At 37.1% G+C, this 20,353-nt stretch carries 9 protein-coding genes, 2 tRNA genes and 2 rRNA genes; all 13 read right to left on the bottom strand.

The features are described 5' to 3' along the window. Positions 1–7: 7 nt before the first annotated feature. A 23S ribosomal RNA gene (locus AC2DGP_RS11600) occupies positions 8–2,837 on the bottom strand. Between the two features lie 287 nt (positions 2,838–3,124). After that, positions 3,125–3,198: transfer RNA gene (locus AC2DGP_RS11595), tRNA-Ala, on the bottom strand. Between the two features lie 106 nt (positions 3,199–3,304). After that, positions 3,305–3,378: transfer RNA gene (locus tag AC2DGP_RS11590), tRNA-Ile, on the bottom strand. 95 nt (positions 3,379–3,473) lie between these two features. Beyond that, positions 3,474–4,997: ribosomal RNA gene (locus tag AC2DGP_RS11585) — 16S ribosomal RNA — on the bottom strand. Together the 16S and 23S rRNA genes with 2 tRNA genes alongside form the textbook arrangement of a ribosomal RNA operon. A 611-nt stretch (positions 4,998–5,608) precedes the next feature. After that, positions 5,609–7,048 (bottom strand): sulfatase family protein, encoded by a 1,440-nt coding sequence (locus AC2DGP_RS11580; protein ID WP_484490226.1) that lies wholly within the window; start codon positions 7,046–7,048, stop codon positions 5,609–5,611. Positions 7,049–7,341: 293 nt separating this feature from the next. Then, complete coding sequence (locus AC2DGP_RS11575) at positions 7,342–10,926, bottom strand: T9SS type A sorting domain-containing protein (RefSeq protein ID WP_484490225.1); 3,585 nt, start codon at positions 10,924–10,926, stop codon at positions 7,342–7,344. A gap of 393 nt (positions 10,927–11,319) precedes the next feature. Continuing rightward, positions 11,320–12,024: a hypothetical protein gene (locus tag AC2DGP_RS11570; protein ID WP_484490224.1), complete on the bottom strand. Its 705-nt coding sequence runs from the start codon at positions 12,022–12,024 to the stop codon at positions 11,320–11,322. A gap of 59 nt (positions 12,025–12,083) precedes the next feature. After that, positions 12,084–13,529, bottom strand: coding sequence for a sulfatase (locus tag AC2DGP_RS11565; protein WP_484490223.1), 1,446 nt, complete (start codon positions 13,527–13,529; stop codon positions 12,084–12,086). Continuing rightward, positions 13,522–15,030, bottom strand: a complete 1,509-nt coding sequence (locus tag AC2DGP_RS11560) for a sulfatase family protein (protein ID WP_484490222.1) — start codon at positions 15,028–15,030, stop codon at positions 13,522–13,524. The genes AC2DGP_RS11565 and AC2DGP_RS11560 overlap by 8 nt, the downstream gene beginning before the upstream one ends. Before the next feature lie 6 nt (positions 15,031–15,036). After that, positions 15,037–15,474: a hypothetical protein gene (locus AC2DGP_RS11555; protein WP_484490221.1), complete on the bottom strand. Its 438-nt coding sequence runs from the start codon at positions 15,472–15,474 to the stop codon at positions 15,037–15,039. A gap of 98 nt (positions 15,475–15,572) precedes the next feature. Continuing rightward, the gene (locus tag AC2DGP_RS11550; protein ID WP_484490220.1) at positions 15,573–16,757 is read right to left on the bottom strand and encodes a sulfatase-like hydrolase/transferase; all 1,185 of its coding nucleotides are present in this window, start codon (positions 16,755–16,757) and stop codon (positions 15,573–15,575) included. Between the two features lie 6 nt (positions 16,758–16,763). After that, a complete protein-coding gene (locus tag AC2DGP_RS11545; protein ID WP_484490219.1) occupies positions 16,764–18,185 on the bottom strand; it encodes a glycoside hydrolase family 28 protein in 1,422 nt (473 codons plus the stop codon). 241 nt (positions 18,186–18,426) lie between these two features. Then, entirely contained in the window at positions 18,427–20,214 is a 1,788-nt protein-coding gene (locus AC2DGP_RS11540; protein ID WP_484490218.1) for an arylsulfatase, read from the bottom strand. Between the last annotated feature and the right edge of the window lie 139 nt (positions 20,215–20,353).

The raw sequence follows: 20,353 nt of genomic DNA, 5'->3' as shown, positions 1-20,353 counted from the left end.
GTTCTTTGTACAAAAGCCTATGGGTTATTAGTACTACTTGGCTATGACATTACTGCCTTTACACCTATAGCCTATCAACGTGGTAATCTTCCACGACCCTTTAAAGAAATCTCATCTTGTGGTGGGTTTCGCGCTTATATGCTTTCAGCGCTTATCCCTTCCCAACGTAGCTACTCTGCAATGCCCTTAGCAGAACAACAGATACACCAGAGGTTAGTCCAACTCGGTCCTCTCGTACTAGAGTCAGATCCACGCAAATTTCTAACGCCCGCTACAGATAGAGACCGAACTGTCTCACGACGTTCTGAACCCAGCTCGCGTGCCACTTTAATGGGCGAACAGCCCAACCCTTGGGACCTTCTCCAGCCCCAGGATGTGACGAGCCGACATCGAGGTGCCAAACCCCCCCGTCGATGTGAGCTCTTGGGGGAGATCAGCCTGTTATCCCCGGAGTACCTTTTATCCTTTGAGCGATGGCCCTTCCATGCGGAACCACCGGATCACTATGCTCTTGTTTCCAACCTGATCGACTTGTTAGTCTCGCAGTCAAGCACCCTTATGCCATTGCACTCTACGCACGGTTACCAAGCGTGCTGAGGGTACCTTTAGAAGCCTCCGTTACTCTTTTGGAGGCGACCACCCCAGTCAAACTACCCACCAAGCACTGTCCCCTTCGCAGGGTTAGGCTCTAGACAAGCAAAGGGTGGTATTTCAAGGACGACTAACATACGCCTGGCGACGCATGATCGATGTCTCCCACCTATCCTACACATTACTTATCCAAAGTCAATACTAAGCTATAGTAAAGGTTCACGGGGTCTTTTCGTCCCGTAGCGGGTAATCGGCATCTTCACCGATACTACAATTTCACCGAGCTCATGGCTGAGACAGTGTCCAGATCGTTGCACCATTCGTGCAGGTCGGAACTTACCCGACAAGGAATTTCGCTACCTTAGGACCGTTATAGTTACGGCCGCCGTTTACTGGGGCTTCATTTGAGAGCGTCGCCGAAGCTAACTCCTCCACTTAACCTTCCAGCACCGGGCAGGTGTCAGGCCCTATACATCAACTTTCGTTTTAGCAGAGCCCTGTGTTTTTGATAAACAGTCGCCTGGACCTATTCACTGCGGCCCATCATAGATGGGCGCCCCTTCTCCCGAAGTTACGGGGCGATTTTGCCTAGTTCCTTAGCCATGAATCACTCGAGCACCTTAGAATTCTCTTCCCAACCACCTGTGTCGGTTTAGGGTACGGGCTGCTTCACTCGCTTTTCTTGGAACTCGCTTCGCTGTATTATCACCTTGACCGAAGTCTCAGTGTACTATCGGGGTGTTACCACTCCCTTCAACGTACTATTCTGTCAGTACGCAACAACTATACGAATCCGTCACTTTTAACGTGAGCAGGTACTGGAATATTAACCAGTTGTCCATCGACTACCCCTTTCGGGTTCGCCTTAGGTCCCGACTAACCCTCAGCTGATTAGCATCGCTGAGGAAACCTTGGTCTTTCGGTGGGCGGGTTTCTCACCCGCCTTATCGTTACTTATGCCTACATTTTCTTTTCTAGACGCTCCAGCATTCCTTACAGAACACCTTCAACGCAACTAGAATGCTCCCCTACCACTTATGATAAATCATAAATCCATAGCTTCGGTAATATACTTATGCCCGATTATTATCCATGCTCGATCGCTCGACTAGTGAGCTGTTACGCACTCTTTAAATGAATGGCTGCTTCCAAGCCAACATCCTAGCTGTCTATGCAATCGAACCTCGTTAGTTCAACTTAGTATATATTTGGGGACCTTAGCTGATGGTCTGGGTTCTTTCCCTCTCGGACATGGACCTTAGCACCCATGCCCTCACTGCTGTGTATATTTATTAGCATTCGGAGTTTGTCAGGAATTGGTAGGCGGTGAAGCCCCCGCATCCAATCAGTAGCTCTACCTCTAATAAACTAAACCACAACGCTGCACCTAAATGCATTTCGGGGAGTACGAGCTATTTCCTGGTTTGATTGGCCTTTCACCCCTACCCACAGGTCATCCCAAGACTTTTCAACGTCAACGGGTTCGGTCCTCCACTGTATGTTACTACAGCTTCAACCTGCCCATGGGTAGATCACCAGGTTTCGCGTCTACTACTACTAACTATACGCCCTATTCAGACTCGCTTTCGCTACGGCTGCGTGACTGAATCACTTAACCTTGCTAGAAACAGTAACTCGTAGGCTCATTATGCAAAAGGCACGCCGTCACACAGTAAATGTGCTTCGACCGCTTGTAGGCGTACGGTTTCAGGATCTCTTTCACTCCCTTACTTAGGGTTCTTTTCACCTTTCCCTCACGGTACTAGTTCACTATCGGTCTCTCAGGAGTATTTAGCCTTACCGGATGGTCCCGGTGGATTCATACAGGATTACTCGTGTCCCGCACTACTCAGGATACCACTATCAATAATTAATCTTACCCGTACGGGGCTATCACCCTCTATGGCCAAACTTTCCAGTTTGTTCTGATTCAATTAACATCAAATGTCGTGGTCCTACAACCCCAAACTTGCCGAAACAAGATTGGTTTGGGCTAATCCGCGTTCGCTCGCCACTACTAACGGAATCACTATTGTTTTCTCTTCCTCCGGTTACTTAGATGTTTCAGTTCACCGGGTTCGCCCTCCTTGCGGAGTAACATGTCTTCAACATGCTGGGTTGTCCCATTCGGAAATCTTCGGATCAATTCTTATGTGCAAATCCCCGAAGCTTATCGCAGCTTATCGCGTCCTTCATCGCCTCTGAGAGCCTAGGCATCCGCCATACGCCCTTACTTAGCTTTTTGTACTTTTTGCTCTTTTATTCTATTATTTGTATCATGTAATTAGTAGCAGGAAATAAGTATTAATACTTATCCCAAACTAAATACCTTCTACGGTTTGCATGCTATGCATGCCTCTATTTGTATTATAGCTCGTTATTAATTTTAGTTTTTCTAAAATATAACTTCTAATATCATACGATATCAGTATTTCAATATGTCAATGAACTCTTTGCAATAAACAATTCTCAAATAACAAATAACAATTATAAAATTGCTAATTGTCAACTGATAATTGTCAATTGACTTTTGTGGAGAATATCGGAGTCGAACCGATGACCTCCTGCGTGCAAGGCAGGCGCTCTAGCCAGCTGAGCTAATCCCCCAAAATTACTAGTAGCTAGTATTGGGTAGTTAGTCGTTAGACTTCTAACGAATACTCAACTTCTAAAATTTCCTATATGTTATATACCTAACTCTTTTTTAAAAAAGTAGTCTCGGGCAGACTCGAACTGCCGACCTCTACATTATCAGTGTAGCGCTCTAACCAGCTGAGCTACGAGACTCTGTTTCTTTTAGTCTTGTATATAATATAAAATTGAACAGCAATTAAAGAATTAAACAATTCTTAATTTTCATAACCTAACATCTCTTTCTCTAGAAAGGAGGTGTTCCAGCCGCACCTTCCGGTACGGCTACCTTGTTACGACTTAGCCCTAGTTACCAGTTTTACCCTAGGCGGCTCCTTGCGGTGACCGACTTCAGGCACTCCCAGCTTCCATGGCTTGACGGGCGGTGTGTACAAGGCCCGGGAACGTATTCACCGCATCATGGCTGATATGCGATTACTAGCGATTCCAGCTTCACGGAGTCGAGTTGCAGACTCCGATCCGAACTGTGATATGGTTTGTAGATTCGCTCCCTGTCGCCAGGTGGCTGCTCTCTGTCCATACCATTGTAGCACGTGTGTAGCCCAGGACGTAAGGGCCGTGATGATTTGACGTCATCCCCACCTTCCTCACGGTTTGCACCGGCAGTCTCTTTAGAGTCCTCAGCTTAACCTGTTAGCAACTAAAAATAGGGGTTGCGCTCGTTATAGGACTTAACCTGACACCTCACGGCACGAGCTGACGACAACCATGCAGCACCTTGTAAGAAGTCCGAAGAAATAAGTATCTCTACCTAATGCATCCTACATTTAAGCCCTGGTAAGGTTCCTCGCGTATCATCGAATTAAACCACATGCTCCACCGCTTGTGCGGGCCCCCGTCAATTCCTTTGAGTTTCAATCTTGCGACCGTACTCCCCAGGTGGGACACTTATCACTTTCGCTTAGTCACTGAGATAAATCCCAACAACTAGTGTCCATCGTTTACGGCGTGGACTACCGGGGTATCTAATCCCGTTCGCTCCCCACGCTTTCGTCCATCAGTGTCAGTATACTCGTAGTAGACTGCCTTCGCAATCGGTATTCTGTGTAATATCTATGCATTTCACCGCTACACTACACATTCTATCTACTTCCAAGTAACTCAAGACTAACAGTATCAAAGGCAGTTCCATAGTTGAGCTATGGGATTTCACCTCTGACTTATTAGTCCACCTACGGACCCTTTAAACCCAATGATTCCGGATAACGCTCGGACCCTCCGTATTACCGCGGCTGCTGGCACGGAGTTAGCCGGTCCTTATTCATATAGTACCGTCAAGCTCTTACACGTAAGAGTGTTTCTTCCTATATAAAAGAAGTTTACAACCCATAGGGCAGTCTTCCTTCACGCGGCATGGCTGGATCAGAGTTGCCTCCATTGTCCAATATTCCTCACTGCTGCCTCCCGTAGGAGTCTGGTCCGTGTCTCAGTACCAGTGTGGGGGATCTCCCTCTCAGGACCCCTACCTATCGATGTCTTGGTAAGCCGTTACCTTACCAACTAACTAATAGGACGCATAGTCATCTTGTACCCATAAATGTTTAATAACTAAACGATGCCGTTCAGTTATACTATGAGGTATTAATCCAAATTTCTCTGGGCTATCCCTCTGTACAAGGTAGATTCTATACGCGTTACGCACCCGTGCGCCGGTCGTCAGCAGAAAAGCAAGCTTCTCCCTGTTACCCCTCGACTTGCATGTGTTAAGCCTGCCGCTAGCGTTCATCCTGAGCCAGGATCAAACTCTTCATCGTTATTTTTTTTAGTCACCGAAGTGACTTATTTTTATACGATACTAGCTTACTCTAATCAGAATTCGTGTTACTAAAAACACGTAATTTAATCTTTAATTTTACGCTGTCAATTTCAATATTTTCAATGAACGTCAGATCATAGATCTGGTTTGTTTCTTTTTTTACTAACAACGCTTGGCGTGTTAGCGGCTGCAAATCTAAAACCTTTTTTCGTTATAAAAAAATAAAATTTAATTTATTTTTTAAAACTCTTAATCCTAAATTTTACCAGCATTTTAAAGAACTCCTTGCCTTCCAAAACAACAATAGCTGTTTTCCTTAGCGGATGCAAAACTAGATCTTTTTATCGTTACAACAATGAAAAAAATCGCTTTTTTTGAAATTATTTTATTCCCTAAACCTACACCCCTTAAAACATGCGTTTTAAAACAAAATCTTTTTTATATAAACAGAAACAATACCCGAACTTATAACCGATTCAACAAATAGTATCAGCATATAAACACCGAAAAACGCAAACATGAAACTTTACAAAAAAATCCACCCTTTATTACAAAAAGTGGATTGCATCTATTTTTTTTAATCTTATCAACACTAAAAACAGTAAAAAATCACTCTATATAGTCTTTTCCTTCTGCACTATCTTCCACAGAAGACAACCAATCTTCTAATTCTGTCATCATTTCTACAGCAATAACAGACTCTATTGCCAAAATATTATAACGTTCTTCTTTATCTTTAATCAAATCATACAGTTGATAAGTAGCTCCATTGTTCTTCGAGATCAACTTATATCGATGGTTGACCCATGAAATTTGATCTTTATATTTAAAACCAATTGGTTTTTCTCTTTTCAAAGTATCATTTTCTATGAACGGCATAAGATTCACACCATCCAAAGGTCGAGTTTTCGGGTATTCAATATCAAGTAAAGCGGTTATCGTTGGTAGGTAGTCACTTGTAACCCCAGGAAAACTAACACGCCTTCCTCCATTCACTCCATTACACCAAACCACAAAAGAAGGAGTTCTCAACCCTCCTTCATATAAACTCCTTTTTCCTCCACGAAATGGTTTTGATCTACCTGGAGTATTCTTTTCAGGTCCATTATCACTACAAAACCAAAGTAAGGTATTATCAGCAACACCTTGCTCCACAAGTTCCTCCCACAAACAACCTATTTGATCATCCAAAGCAGTGATGGATCCATAATACAATTGTTCTTCATTTGATAATAATGAATACTTACTCTTATAGTATTCACTTGTTACAACTGGTAAATGTGGCGTATGGGTCCAAATTGTAGTAAAAAAAGGTTTGTTATCCATTACAGCATTTTGAATAAACTGAATCACCTTATCCATGATTATCATGGTATCATCACCAGCAAAATCACCTTTAGATTGTTGCTCCTCTCCCTCCCAATATGCAGTATTATAGTTTTTAGTTTTCTCACCTTCAGCCACAGCTGTCCATCCATATTTTAAAGATTCTCCTTCAGAAAACTCCTTTGGATATACCATTGGATCAAACGTAGGCACTTTTGATTCAGTACAAAAATAAGTATCATAACCATGCATACTAGGGATACTATAATGAGCGAAGTTTTCTTCTTTTCCTCCCCTATTAGCGTCCATAACCTTTTTCGTTTGAATCCCTAAATGCCATTTACCAAAATGTCCAGTAACATATCCTTTCTCTTTAACCAATTCAGCAATAGTTATCTCTTCATTTTTCAAATGACCAGAATTCGCATCCGGAATTTCTGTTCTATATGGATTACGACCTGTCATTACACTAGCCCTCGTTGGCGAACAAACTGCAGATGCAGAATAAAAACGATCGAAAATAACACCTTGTGCTGCCAAAGCATCCAAATTTGGTGTCATTATAGTTCCATTACCGTTAAACCCAGTGTCGAAATATCCTTGATCATCGGTCATTATCAAAATTATATTTGGTGATTTTTGGCTCGTTGCGACAAAACTTACTACAAGAAAAAATAAAACTAATAATACTTCAATGGGATTTCTTTTATCTAAAAATTTCATACTATATATAATTTAACAAGGACCAAAAACCTCCTTTATATCATTACACAAAAAACACAAGCTTCACTTTGAACAAACTCTCTTTCAAACTTCTAATTTAGATTTTTTGTGTGATTTTTTTTCACGATGATAGCACAAATATATTCATATTTTTTTAACTCTTTTTCAATGTCAACACCTATAGACTCACAAAAAATCAAAGCACTCTACCTATATCAAAAAAACATTTTTAACAAACCTATCTCCCAATAATTTAAAACCCCTTCTTGAATTTGCAAGAAGGGGTTGTTTTTTTATTCTATTATTAATTTTTGATTAAACATTTTATCCTTATTTACAATCCGTACTACATAAAAGCCTTTAGACAATGACTCTAGCGATATCTCAGATTTTTCATCGCTTAACACGCGATAAAGAACTAACTGACCTTTATCATTAAACAAACTTAATTCTGCTCCTTTTTGAAAATTCGAGACCTCTACCCCAAGTGTCCCATGAGAGACCGGGTTTGGATACACTCTAAACTCAAAATCATTTACACCTTCTACTTCAGCGTTACCCTTTTTCTCAACACCTTTTGCAGATACCGCACCCTGTTGAATTATTTTAAATTGCTGCCAAGACCCTGAATTCGTTTTATTAAACTGCATACCAGCTCCTAGATTCAAATTATTATTTCCTTGAAAAACATATACATCACTACTTTTTTCAATAAGAGTAAAGGTTTCCCAAGCTTCCACATCAGTTCTATTACATGTTATTGTTTTAGTTCCGTTCTCTGAACTCACATATTTACCATTACTTGCTTTCAAAGCAATTTGTCCACTGCCCAAATCAATCCACTCATATGTTTCATTGGTTCCAATTGTAGTCGCGGAACAGGATAATTTTAAAGTGGCTGGATCATAGGTTATAAACTTATCGCTTCCGATATTCTGGATAGCTACCAAATCGTTTAAAGTCTCTACCTCAACATCTATGTTTATTTGACTCAATTTCGCAGACCATGACTTTCCAAAAGGAACTATCCCTACTTGCCAAACATGCTTTCCATTTTTAACATCATCTGGAACCTCAAGATTTATACCTTTTGAACCAACTCCAATAGCCACTCCACTTTTAACACCTTCCGTAAGGACCAACCATGGATTTTTTTGAACCAATCTAAAATGTAAATCTACTTTCTCCTTAGCATCATAACTTACAGAAACTCTTGCTTCATCTCCTGCTGAAACACTATCAGGCCCTCTCAAGTTAGAAATTTCTGAAGTGCTAGTTGCTAACTCAGAATCAACGCCTTTATAAAAACCTGCTCCATATGTAGTAACCCAATAGATTCCTTTCTTCTTCAAATCAATCTCCAAATCAACTATTCGATCAGACTGTGAATTACCTACATTCAGTTTTACCCAGTTTTCACCAGAATCTAAGGACCTATAAATTCCTGGATTTATCATGTTTGAAGATGGGATTGACATCATAAGAACTTTTTCATCATAACTTGCAACCCTTATATGATTTGCATTTCTACTTTTAAATAGTTGCTTCCAAGAACCTCCTCTATTCTCGCTTACAAAAACCCCTCCTACAGCAGCATTTGTATTTGATGGAGACCCACAAGTAATATACAGTTTATCATTTGTGAAAAATAAATCATTCACATCAGAGACTCCCGAAGGCGTGTTTACTTTTACCCAAGTATTTGTTCCTTTGCTTAACTTATAAAGACCACCACTCGCTCCACTTACTGTTGCATAAAGAGTTCCAGATTCTGTAGGATCCATTCTCATCTTAAGCACATTCAACTTGTTATTTGGTACGTTTTCAAACCCATTATTAATTTGAGTAAATGTAAAACCGCCATCTTCTGACTTATACACTCCAAAAGGATCAACAATATCTCCAACATCTACTTTTACAACATCATCTACAGGTTTTGACGGGATACACAGGTAAAAAATACTGGTATCCTCTTTGTCTATAATCAAACTTGACTGATGAATCTTTGCATTTATATTATTTTCTGGAAAATCAAGTACTTTTCCGTGTTCAACCCAATTTAGTCCACCATCGGTCGTTTTCATCAATTGACCTTGATATTTTTGTCTAAAATGTACAGAATACATAGTATTTACATCATTTGGATCAATTACCATTGTAGAAACAGAACATTCCTGAGGTGCTACTTTATTAGGAATGTTAATTTTATACACTGCCTGTGCATTTGCTCTCACATTCTCACCATCATCAGTAGTTCTAAAAATAGAATTTTCTCCTGAGCATAAATAAAGATGCTCTAATCTTGGATCTTGTACGATATCTGAACCAGGCATATTACTATTTCCTGCTCCAACCCAATGTTCACTTGCATCTGTAGAAGCATCAACCTCATCATTTTCTAACCAAGTATTCCCATTATCATCTGAAATACAAACGACCTTTGCTACCTGAAACATTATTTTGGAACCATCACTATTAAATTCTACAGTTGCTCCAGCCTTTCGATCGTAATTATCTCTTAATTCCCACTCATGCTGTGCTCTAAAAGAAACATTGTGTGAAACCGGATTCCCTCTTCCTTCCCAAATCGCTTTGTGCTTATCTTGCCAATTTTTACCATTTCTGAATGTAACAAACCAATCTGTTCCTCCATTATCAGATCTCCACATCATTCCACCGCTAAAAGTATATTGTGACTTATAATTGTTAAGAACAATAATCTTATTAGGATCTTTGGGGTTTACCCTTACCATACTTACCGAATGTAAAAGTGAATCCGGTAAATCAGGATATGTAATAGCAGCTTGAGATTCTGAAAGTCCAAACCACTTCCCTAAAGCCAATTTGTAATATAATTTCTTAACAGAATAATCTTTCAAAATAGATTGTGGTAATGGCATATTATTATTGATCTTTTGCCAAGTGCTACCTTTATTGGAGCTTTTATAAACTCCACCGTTATAACTAACGGTATTTCCATCTGGAATATATTTTACCAAATCAATAGCATATAAGGTTACTTTTCCAGTAACTTCATTATAATGCATATCCATAGATCGGATGATATTATTATCCAAACCAGAATTTAAATCTACCGTCCAACTTTGGCCTCCATTTGTACTTTTGTAAAACCCAAAAGTAGTTGCCGCAAAAACAGTATTGTGATTTCCAGGGTGCACAAATATTCTTGTAATCTGGGCACTCGGATCCATACCTTCGGGTGTTATTTCATTCCATGAAGCACCTTTGTTGGTTGTTTTCCATATTTTCCCAATATGATTGGCAGCATGTGGACTTGAACTAAAACCATGTGGTTTTTCATTTGAATGAAAGTAGTGGTTGCAATCTCTTATACTACCCGAACCTACATACCAAATATTGTCGTCTGTAGGATCTACCTCAATAGTATTTAACAGCTGGCCTTCGAAATTTGCAGACATAACATCTTCACGCGTCCAAGTAGCTCCTTTATTTGTTGTTTTAAATATATAACTTCTCCCTTCACGTGAACAAAACCCGAAATCTGGATTTTGATATGAAAAATCAGGAGTTGTCATCTCTGCCGGTCCTCTTTCATCTGTTTTATGGCCTGGTCCATCATAGTCTAACAAGCCCTCATAATTTTTTCCTTGATCCAAAGACCTATAGGCGTTGATCATATTTGGACCTTGAAAAACAACATTGGGATCTGTGGGATGCCAATACAGATAATAATTATTTCCAGAACCACCTGGACCGAATTGACGCCAAACAACAGCATCATTCGAAGTGATTTTAGATTGATCAATTTTTGTAAAATCAATAGGAGCTTGGGCATGTATATTATGACTTAAAAACAAGACACACCAAACTAACGTTTGTAATAAAGATTTGTTCATTTTGTTTTGGATTAATTTGTGGTTAGATCACCCAAAATGGATGAAAAACTAATCTAAATGACCTTGCAAGGTTTAGAAATTTAGTTTGGTAAACATCTAAAATTTAAGGTTTCATATATAAAACAAATGATTATTTTATTATCATATATGAATCAACTCAAATGACAGTATACATATATTCATAAAACAAGCAACTGATGAAGGGCATTCATCATCAAAATGAATATATACTGTGAACTCCAAAATTAAAAATTTCACAATTCACAAAACTCATAAAAAGACAGGGAGAAGTCAGAATTTGCTTGACTTCTTACTAAAGAACAAAACTTTTAGTCTAACATAACTGTTGAGTTCGTTATGGGCACATACTATACTAAAGCCAGTATTAACAGACTAATATTTTTTTATTCGCCATATATTTAAATTATCAAAAAGAATATTTGCCCCTGTAATGGTAGGACCAAACCTATCCAAAATCGGATGATTTATTCCCTCCGATCTAAGACAGGCAATTTTATCTTTCACAATACACTCCAAAACATCCTTGTTTTTAATGATTTTAACATGATACCATTCTCCTTGGTTAAAATTCATTTTGACAAAAGATTTTTTAGAATCTAAAAAATCTTTTAATTCTTTCTTTTTATTTGGGTCATTTTTAATCTGATTTCGGAGGGTTAAATTCATGATTCCAGTTTTATCATCTTGAACCATAAAGCCTGTTTTAGAAAATGATACTCTGCAAATATGTCCTGCCCAAACTGTTTTACAAGTAGTATCATCCATAACGATATTAAATCGTTTACCTCCATCAAATATAAAGTCAAATTCAACAACAATATCCTTGTACTCTCTATATATCCTAGCAGTAGAACCATGTCCAGCACCTTCAATTTCTTTGGTAACCCATACCCCATCTTCTGCAAAAAATGCACCATTAAATTTTTCATGAACCACCCAATCAGATAAATCTGTACTAAAATCATCAGAAAAAAGCAGCCCTGCCTTTTCTACATTTGTTGACATTTCTGTTTTTGATTGTGCCTGTACACTCCTGACACCTAATATCAGAACCAATAAGATTAGTATTTTTTTCATATTAGACTCTTTTCTTTTCTAAGTAACAAACAAATTAAAACTTTATCTTCTATATCTTATTACTTTAAATTTGGAAGATAACCTTTATTTAACTGTTTCAATTTTGGCCACATTTTTTTAATTATTTCCGGATTTTCATCTGCAATGTTAATCGTTTCATTCGGATCGTTCATATGGTCAAACAACATTATTTCTTGTTTCTTTCCATCATTAAAAACAGCCAATCGATACCTTTCCGTTCTCATGCTAACGATGTCTTTCCAATAACTCAACACTGCTTTTCTCGTAATTTTCTCTGGATTCTTTATAACAGAAATAAAACTTTTCCCATCTACTCCATCAGGTTTTGGAATATTTGTCAAATCACAAATAGTGGGATAAATATCTACAGCTGCAACTAGACCTGCTGTTGACACACCAGGCTTTTTCATTTTAGGTGTTTTAACAATAAATGTACTTTTTAAAGCATTTTCAAAAGAACTATGTTTGCCCCATATTGATTGATCTCCTAAATGCCAACCATGATCTCCCCAAACGATAACAATGGTGCTTTTGTCAAGCTGCAACTCTTTCAATTTACCCAATACTTTTCCTACTTGTGTATCTACATAAGAAACAGAAGCAAAATTTGCATGAATAACTTTCTGAGCATATGCATCAGAAATACGTTTTCTAGCTCCTCCTCTTTCTGGAGAATAATATTGCCCAAAAAACTCACTACTTTCATGCAAAAATTCATCTGATACTCCAATAGGTGCATCTGGATTTGGAGACAACGGAATTTCTTTACGATCATAAAGATCCCAATATTTTTTAGGAGCAGAAAAAGGTAGGTGTGGCCTTAAAAAACCAACCGCCATAAAAAATGGTGTATCTGCTGCTTTTCTATTCTCCAATTCTTTCATGGCTAGCAGCGCTACTCTTCCATCAGGATAAGTTTCATCACTAACATCTAACTTTTCAAATGGAGGCGTTTTTGTTTTATCTCTTTTATCTCCATTAGCATACATTTGATATCCATTCTTATTACTAATAAAAGCACTCCAACTATAGGGCAATTCATATTTATTTTTTCTTTTCCCACTGATGCTATGACTTATTTTCCCCATTCCAACAGTATAATAACCGTGCTTTTTTAAAAGTTGAATATAGGTTTCTGGGGTGTTAGGTTCCGTTTCTCTTGCCAAAGTTTTCCCTAAATGATGATGTTGGATTTCATCCTTTGATTTTAAATTTTTCCCGGTTAACATGACGGCTCTAGAGGGCCCACAGGTGGGTACTTGAACATAATGATTTTTAAACAACCTTCCTTCAGAAGCCAAAGCATCCAAATTAGGAGTAATCATTTGATTGTGCCCATACACATTCAATTGTGGCCTCAAATCATCAATTGCTATAAATAAAATGTTTGGTTTTTTAGACTGCGATTTTACTTGAAACATTATCAAAATAAAACAAGCTAAACAAAAAGCAAACTTGATATTTAGATTTCTAATCCTATTCATATTTATTCTGATTTTTTTTCTTCTTATTTTGCTTATTCTTCAAATCTTCAACTTGCTTTGGATACAATGCCATTCTAGAAGGACGGGCCTGGTCGAATATGGAGCCATCACCTATCACTCTGGGATCTCCTTGGGCCTTCAGCTTAGTAAACAGTGCTTTTTTCATATTCGCTTTAAGGGTTTTATATTTTTCAACATCCGCCAAATTAACCATACAAAAAGGATCTTTTAAAATATCGTACAACTCTTCTTTAGGTCTTTTCCCAAAACAAAGCTCATAATAAACCGAAGTTCTATCTGACTCCATTACAACTCTTTTAGTAGGGCTATAATCAGTATCCTTGTATCCCGATTCTTCTGTACCACATGGCCAACGATTGGGCTCAAAATTGTGCATATATACATAATTATCTTTGTGATAACTCCGCACTGGATACCCCCATCCATTTGGGCGAGCCATATCATTTCGTTCTCTTCCTGTAAGCACATCATTTCTTCCTATTACCTTATTCTCAAAAAAGTCAGTTAAACTTTTTCCTTGAATCGGTTGCATATTTGCCTGTTCTTCTGAGATACCTGCTACCTCTAAAAAAGTGGGTGCCAAATCAATAAAACTTGCAAATTGATCACAGCTTCTACCTGGGTTTTCTATTTTACCTGGCCATTTTACAACAAAGGGAATCCTAGTAGAAAACTCATGAGGGTGCCCCTTAAACCTTGGAAAAGGCATTGAATTATCAGAAGTCGCAATAATTAATGTATTCTCCAATTCACCAAGCTCTTCAAGGTGATTCAATATTTCTCCCAAATGCCTATCAAAGTATTCTACCTCAACTGCATAATCTAAAATATCGTTTTTAACTACTTCATTATTAGGCCAAAATGGTGGTATAAACTTTACACTATCGGTATTCTTACCTAGTCGAACACCACTTTTATATTCATAACCTCTATGCGGTTCCTTGCTACCATACCAAAAGAAAAAAGGTTTATGTTCCGGCTTGTCATTCATAAAATCCTTAAAATTCTCTGAATAATTATAAACCGATACTTTTTTTAGTGGTGGATTGATAATTTTTTTGGTATTAAATGCTTTCCCAGTTAAATCCCTTCCTTTTGGATGAATTCCAGGACTCCAACCTTTTCCTGTATATCCAGTAAAATAATCGTTATCCGTTAATACCTCAACAACACTTTTAAATTTATCGGGCCAAATAGGTTGATGATTTGCTGCAGCTTCCAATTGCCATGGATTTCTACCTGTCAACATTACAGCCCTTGAAGGTGCACATTTACTACTAGGAGTATACATATGATTAAAAATCAACCCCTCTTTCCCTAAAGAATCAAAATATGGTGTCTTTACAAAATCATATCCATAAATACCGGTATGAGACATGTCATCAGCAACTACAAACAAAATATTTGGTTGTTTTTTTTGAGCCATCAATAGAAAATTGAAAAACACAAAAAACCAAACCAATAAAATTCTTCTAACCATAATATTTTATTTTGTTTTAGGAAAAAGAGTCATTCTTAAATATGTTGCTCCTAAAGGCACAAGTTCTAAGGTTTCAATTTTATTATCTAGTTCTAATTCATTAGGAAATGAAGGAGCGTGTTTTGTCCCATCAATTTTCCAATTATGAACTTTTTTTGCTGACACTTTAATCCTTACTGGTGTATTTTCTACATCCCAAGGGTAATCCGTTTTTTCTTTTTTTGATGAGACAAATCGAAAATCACTTGACTTATCAACCTCCAAAGCATAACTCCAATCAGATGTTGGATACATTAATTTATTTGGAAAGTTCACCAATTTTGGATCTCCAATATAAGGGAACATAATTTCTTTTTTTTCAACAGGAATCGAATACACCAAAGGTCCTCTTTCAACAGCAAAACCTTCCTTATTTTGCCCCCACTGAGTAATCTTTAACTTCATAGGAAGTTTTAATGAAATCCGATCCTTGTTAGAAAATTTTCTATCTATGCGTACCATACCTTTTCTAATCTTGACCTTTTTTAACGGTTTTCCGTTTATTAAAATTGAGGGATTTTCACATTAGCAATATCACAAATTGTAGGATAGATGTCGTGTATATAACTAAAGGCATCATATCTTTTTCCTTTTCCTTTCATTTTCCCCGAAATGATTAACGGGACGTGAATTCCATCTTCATCATAAATATTTTGTTTCCCTAATAAGCCATGATTTCCAACACCCAATCCACTATCTCCAGATAAAACAATAATTGTATTTTCATATTGTCCTGTTTTTTTCAAACTTTTGATTACTCTTCCTATTTGAGCATCTAAATGTGTAATAATGGCATAATAATCTGATAAATGTTTACGTGCAATTTCAGGAGTTCGTGGCCATGTATCTAGAGCTTCGTCTCTAGTGGTCATGTGTCCATTATCAAAAGGATGTTGCTGTAAATATGAAGGCATTAACTTCATCTTCCTCTCAGGATACATGTCTTTATATTTTTTCGGCGCTTGTCTAGGATCATGTGGAGCATGAAACGCCAAGTACATAAAAAATGGTTTATTATTATTATTATTATTTCTAATAAAATCTACAGCTTGGTCTGCATATATCTCAGAAGTATGAGGCCCATTCTTTTCGGTATTCATAGGCCCTTTTTTCTCTCCATTTCTAACCTTTCTTTTGGTTACATTTCCTTTTTCATCGTACACAAAAATATAAGCATCCTCTTTTTTGTATTTTCCATCAGCTCTCCAATCCCACAAGGGCATTCTATAATGATCTGTTAAATAAATACCCCTACTCATGACTGTATTACCGCTATTGAACATTCTACCCAACGAATAATTATCCTGATGCCATTTTCCAACCATATGAGAATTATAACCGGCTTTTAAAAACGTTTCACCGATTGTAGTATGCTCCTTTGGAAGTACTCTTCCAATTCCTTTTAAATCAAATAATTTCCTTCCGGATAATAATTGTGCCCTACTTGGCATACAAGTTCCACCATTATAAGAACCCATTAAATACGTATTTGTAAAAATAATTCCTTCTTTAGCTAAAGCATCAATATTTGGAGTTTTTACTGCTTGGCCGGCCAATTCATGAATACCAGAATACCTATGATCATCGGTATAAATTAAAAGCACATTTGGATTCTCAGACTTTTTTTGAGCAACTAAATTTGATGAAACTAGAATTGCTAACAAACAAATTTTAAACAACTTTACCATAACAAACTAGTTTACATTAATCTTAACTACTTCTTTTCTTTCATCTTTCTCTCTTAAACTAAAAGAAACATTATTCGTTGTTAAGTTTTCAATATGTCTTGCAAAAAGTCCATATGCCGGTGTAGCCCCTAATTTGGTGAATTCTGGATATTGAATTTCATTTTCTGGTACTACAACAGCAGCATCACTTTTAGTAGCTCCTCCTGGCAAACTAATCTTTACATTTTCAACAGTTATTTTGCCTAATTTATGATTTGGAGTTCCTGAAAAATAAAATCCCGTTGCCGGAGTCATCCTCAACTTATTGTTTTCAGACACATACGCATCTATATTTCTAATAACAACATTATTTATGGATCCAACAGGTTTTCTCTCTGCATTTCGGTACACTAATCTACGTTCACATAAACGTATAAAAATTGGCATCTCTACATTTTCCATTTTAATATTCTCAATCAAAATATTTTCTACATGAGCACCATCAGCACTTAACACCTTGATACCTCCCCCACGGGTATCATGCACCAAACAATCCCTAACTGTAATATCTCTAAAATCACCCATCGATTCCGTTCCAAACTTTATAGCACCCCAATAACTTTTTAATTTACAATCATGTACTTCTATATTCGTTGTTGGTTTGGGTGAGGTTGATTTAAAACAGATAGCATCATCCCCCGAATCGATGGTGCAATTTTTAATCTCACCATTTGTGCTTGAATCAATATCGATAGCATCATTATTTCTGTTAGCATGGCTATGAATATCAATTCCATCAACTAGAAAATTAGAACATTCTAAAAAGTGTAAAGTCCAAGCTGCAGGCTGACGTAAATGAATATCTTTCAATGTTACATTTTTAGACCTCACCATTCTAACCAAAAATGGACGATTGGACATTCTAATTTTATCACTTACGTATTTATTCGTTTTTGATACCAACCCTTCAAGGTTAGGCTCTACCAACGTAATACCCAATTTTTGAACCGTCTTTTTTATATTTTTAGGAGTAAACATTTCTCCTTGACCATTGATCGTTCCTTTCCCAGTAATAGAAGTATTAGAAACATCTATCGCACCAATAAAACACTGACCTCTAAACTGACCTGTTGCATCTATAAAAGGCTCTACCACCGGATAATCATTTGGATTGATACTCCCCAAAAGAGTAGTCCCTTCTTCAATTTTAAAATTGATGTTATTTCTTAAGAGAATCGTACCAGAAACATAGGTCCCACCCGAGACTAAAACCGTTCCACCACCTGCATTTGCACAGGCATCAATTGCTTTTTGAATAGCTTCGGTATTCACAGTGGTTCCGTCTGCAAGTGCACCATAATCTCTAACGTCCCAAATTTCTTGTTTATCACAAGAAATTAGCGTTATTATCAAAAAAAAGCTTAATAAATTAATCCATGTATTTTTCATTATAATCCTAGTTTTAGTTGAAAATTTTCTGATTCTCAAACTTAACTTATTATAAAAAAACAAGACTATACATATGATTTTCTTATTAGAGGAAATGTACTATTTACCTTAATATTACCCCTAATAAACCCTTTTGAATCCGAAGTTTATATAATTATTACAACTTTTATGCATGAGTAAAACACAGATCAAAAACATGACTTAACCCGTAATTCTAAAAAAACAACCTCTTAAAAATGCATCAATCATTCATCTTTTTTACATAGGTATAATAAACCCCATAAGATTTCTTTCCCTCTACAAAATCTGTAATCAAAAAGGTTTTTCCAGTATCTAATGCTACATAAAAAACAACCTCCTCATCCTCATCATGAATGTTTTTTTCTAAAATCTGGTTCGCTATTTGTATCCGAACCTTTTCAGGAGAAATCGCTTTATATGAAAACCAATCCTTTGGATTTCTTTCAGGAACTCCTAAAATTTTTCCTGAACACTCTTTTGGCCATCTCCTACAAGAAATTTTATACAACCCTTTTGAGGCTACTCTAAGGGCATGCGTATTGTTCTGATTTAAAACACCCGCTGCTACCTGCTCACTTTTCCAAATGGGTTTATCGTTTCCAATGGCATGCTGTATGGTAAGTTTTGTTTCCACTTGGCCTGCCCCACCTACAACAAAAGATGGAAACTGATAATATTCTGGGTATTGTTTAGTTACTTTCAAAAAAGCCGCATTATCCTTTAACAATTGTTCCACAACTTCCGGATAAACCTCGGAAAGATCATTTTTTTGTTTTCTATCTTTTTGGATGTCATATAATTCTTTACCATCTACCAAACGCCAATTTTCTTTTACAATGCACGTTTTAGCTACATCTGTTGGTGGTCGCCAATCTTGTCTATTATGAACAAAAATGGTTCGTTCTTCCAGGTTTTTCTTTTCTCCTCTCAATACTGGAGAGAAATCAACCCCATCTGAATGCACATTTAATGGCACTTGAATACCACACAATCCCGCTAAGGTTGGAATCAAATCTACATGTGCCGTTGTTGTTCCAATATCTTTACCTCCTATAATTTTTCCATCTTTCCAACGAATAAAAAAAGGTACACGATGCCCTCCTTCTACTTTATCTCCTTTTCTACCACGAAATCCATAATTATAACCTCGCTTCCCATCTCGACTCAAGCCACCCGTTGCTCCGTTATCAGTCATAAAAATTAAAATAGTATTATCTGCAAGTCCTTTCTTTTTTAAAAACCGATCTAATTTTCCAAAATTCTCATCAATATTGGCAATCATCCCGTAAAAATCTGCATTTACTATTTCTTCCCCCTCTTTTTCTTTATAAGGCTTTGCGTATTTTGGGTCTACATAATGAGGACTATGTGGAGCATTCGTAGCCAAATAGATAAAAAATGGATTTTCTTTATGCTTAGCAACAAACTTCATTGCTTCATCAAACCATACATCAGTGCAATACCCTTTAAATTGCTTAGGTTTGTTATTTACAAAATACACATCGTTAAAATAATTATTCCCCCAATAATCAGACAACTCTCCTACGCCACCAGCCTTATGCTGAACCACATAATCAAAACCACAATCACTCGGTCTAACCGGATAATTATCACCTAAGTGCCATTTTCCAAACATCCCTGTTATGTAACCATTTTGCTTGAAAACATCAGCCATCGTAGGTGTTCCCTCTGATAAAGCATCTCGCCCTTTATACGTTGCCCAAGCTCCATTATTAATAGGATATCTTCCAGAAATAATTGCTCCCCTTGTAGGGGTACATACAGAACTCACATGAAAGTCGGTCATTCGAATAGCCCGTTTATAAAACTTATCAATATTTGGTGTTTTTAACCAAGGATTTCCATGGCAACCTAAATCTCCAATTCCTTGATCATCCGTCAAGACCAATATAACATTCGGTTTTTTCATCTCTTTCTGCAACTTTTGCGCAAAACCACAAAAAGAAATTGAACTCAACAAAACGCTTACAAAAACCAGTTTTCTCATATCATTAGATTCTATCAATTATAGAACATCTTTACGGTATCTAGCACAAACTCTTCAAAAAAGAATCAACCCAAACAACTACCTGTTAAAAAACAAACTTATGAATTGACTGCTTAATATACCATTTTATATGCTAGAC

The sequence above is a fragment of the Flavicella sp. IMCC45537 genome (assembly GCF_057197705.1).
This window is presented reverse-complemented; position numbering and strand designations above follow the sequence as displayed.

What these genes read in the sequence shown, in the direction of transcription:
- AC2DGP_RS11565 (WP_484490223.1), bottom strand. Translation starts at nt 13,529, where the DNA reads ATGAATAGGATTAGAAATCTAAATATCAAGTTTGCTTTTTGTTTAGCT.
- AC2DGP_RS11545 (WP_484490219.1), bottom strand. Translation starts at nt 18,185, where the DNA reads ATGAAAAATACATGGATTAATTTATTAAGCTTTTTTTTGATAATAACG.
- AC2DGP_RS11580 (WP_484490226.1), bottom strand. Translation starts at nt 7,048, where the DNA reads ATGAAATTTTTAGATAAAAGAAATCCCATTGAAGTATTATTAGTTTTA.
- AC2DGP_RS11550 (WP_484490220.1), bottom strand. Translation starts at nt 16,757, where the DNA reads ATGGTAAAGTTGTTTAAAATTTGTTTGTTAGCAATTCTAGTTTCATCA.
- AC2DGP_RS11575 (WP_484490225.1), bottom strand. Translation starts at nt 10,926, where the DNA reads ATGAACAAATCTTTATTACAAACGTTAGTTTGGTGTGTCTTGTTTTTA.
- AC2DGP_RS11570 (WP_484490224.1), bottom strand. Translation starts at nt 12,024, where the DNA reads ATGAAAAAAATACTAATCTTATTGGTTCTGATATTAGGTGTCAGGAGT.
- AC2DGP_RS11560 (WP_484490222.1), bottom strand. Translation starts at nt 15,030, where the DNA reads ATGGTTAGAAGAATTTTATTGGTTTGGTTTTTTGTGTTTTTCAATTTT.
- AC2DGP_RS11540 (WP_484490218.1), bottom strand. Translation starts at nt 20,214, where the DNA reads ATGAGAAAACTGGTTTTTGTAAGCGTTTTGTTGAGTTCAATTTCTTTT.
- AC2DGP_RS11555 (WP_484490221.1), bottom strand. Translation starts at nt 15,474, where the DNA reads ATGAAGTTAAAGATTACTCAGTGGGGGCAAAATAAGGAAGGTTTTGCT.